This window comes from Mesorhizobium waimense (assembly GCF_003601975.1).
In the GTDB taxonomy this organism is placed as follows: domain Bacteria; phylum Pseudomonadota; class Alphaproteobacteria; order Rhizobiales; family Rhizobiaceae; genus Mesorhizobium; species Mesorhizobium waimense.
In genome coordinates this window covers 1-1927 of record NZ_QZWZ01000142.1, presented here as the reverse complement: position 1 = coordinate 1927, position 1927 = coordinate 1, and the positions used below count along the sequence as shown (strand labels likewise).

At 64.6% G+C, this 1927-nt stretch carries 2 protein-coding genes; both read right to left on the bottom strand.

Annotated features, from left to right (window positions below; genetic code table 11):
- Window positions 1-1086, bottom strand: a 1086-nt coding sequence (locus tag D3227_RS40220) for an IS91 family transposase (RefSeq protein WP_120019450.1), incomplete at its 3' end; no start/stop codon positions are given.
- Window positions 1087-1096: 10 nt separating this feature from the next.
- The coding region (locus D3227_RS40215; RefSeq protein ID WP_120019449.1) for a tyrosine-type recombinase/integrase at window positions 1097-1927 on the bottom strand (831 nt) is incomplete at its 5' end.

Below are 1927 nucleotides of genomic sequence, written 5' to 3'. Positions count from 1 at the left end.
CTCGTAGCGGTCGCGGTAGTCCTTCGCCGAGCAGCTGTTCGACGCCTCTGGAGCCGGCATGCCGAGCAGGTCGCGGCAGTGGGCGAGCTTTTGCGCGCGATGGCGATTGCCGAGGAAGCCGTAATAGCGGATGCGATGGAAGCCGTCGGGCAGGACATGCAGCAGGAAGCGGCGCATGAACTCGTCGGCCGAGATGGTCATGACCTTTTGCCGATTGCCGTGCCGATAGTCCTTCCAGCGGAAACGAACGGTGCCATCCTCGATGGCGACGAGGCGATTGTTGGAAATGGCGACGCGGTGCGTATAGCGGCCGACGTAGTCGAGGACCTGTTCGGGTCCGGCGAAGGGCGGCTTGGCGAAGATCACCCACTCGGCCTTTCGAATGGGCGCCAGATAGCGCCGGAAGGCGTCGCGCTCGCTCAAGGCCTGCAAGCTAGAGAAGAACTTCAACTGGCCGGCCGCGAAAGCTTTCTCCAGATGCTCCAGAAACAAGCGTCGGAACAGGCGTGAGAGCACCCGGACCGGCAGGAAGAAGCCGGGCTTGCAGGCGATCCATCGCGTGCCGTCCGGCGAGAACCCGCCGCCTGGGACGACGCAGTGCAGGTGGGGATGGTGCAGCAAATTCTGCCCCCAGGTGTGCAGCACGGCGAAGAAGCCGATCTCGGCACCCAGGTGTTTGGGATCGGCGGCAATGGTGCGCAGTGTCTCGGCGGTGGCGCGGAAGAGCAGACCGTAGACGAGCGCCTTGTTCTGATAGGCGATGGCGGCAATGTCACCCGGCAGCGTGAAGACGACGTGGAAGTACTGGGTGTCGAGAAGCTCGGCGCGACGGTCCTCCAGCCATTGCGCGCGGGCCAGCGATTGGCAGCGGGGACAATGTCTGTCGCGGCAGCTGTTGAAGGCGATGCGCTGGTGGCCGCATTGATCGCACTGCTCGATATGCCCGCCGAGCGCGGCGGTGCGGCAGAGTTCGATCGCCGTCATGACGCGACGCTGCGCGGTGCTGAGCGACGCGTCATGCTGCACGCGATAGGCTTCGCCATAGCGGCGGAATATATCCGCCACCTCCGGCCCCGAGCGGGCCATCGGCTTGAGCTCAGAAGTACTGAGGCTTGGCCGGCGGCGGCGGGGTGGGGGCCGGACGCGGTAAGAGCTCGTACGGGCTCGACGTGGCGCAGACCTTGTTGGTGGCAATCCGCAGGTAATGGGCGGTGGTCGCGAGGCTGCGGTGACCGAGCAGCAGTTGAATGGTGCGCACGTCGGCGCCGGCCTCCAATAGATGGACGGCAAAGGCGTGCCGCAGGCTGTGCGGCGTGACCGGTTTGGGCAAGCGGGAGAGGTCGCGCGCTTTCGCGCAGGCTTGTCCCACCGCATCCCTGGTGATCGGCTGGCCGGCACGATCGCCGGGGAAGAGCCACGCCTCTGGCCGGCGCACCTTCCAATAGCTGCGCAGGATCTCCAGCAGCTTGGGCGACAGCATCACGTAACGGTCCTTCTGGCCTTTGCCCTGCTCGACGCGGATGACCATTCTCTGGCTGTCGATGTCCGTGGTCTTCAGCTGAACCGCCTCCGAGATGCGCAAGCCGGCGGCATAGCAGGTGGTCAGGATGGCGTGGTGTTTGACGTTGAGGACGCAGCCGAGGAATTGCTGAACTTCCTCGGGGCTGAGGATGATCGGCAGCTTCTGCGGCTTCTTGGGGAACGGGAGGACCTCTTCAGGCGCCCAGTCCCTTTCGAGCGTCACACTGTAGAGAAAGCGCAGCGCCGCGATGGCGGTGTGGATCGAACCGGACGCCATCTTCTTCTCGTTGGTCAGATAGACCTGATAGGTCCGAATGTCCTCGCGCCCGAGCACGTCCGGCGACTTGCCGAAGTGGCGGGCGAATAGCGACACCTGTTGCAGATAGGAGAGCTGGGTGTTGAGCGC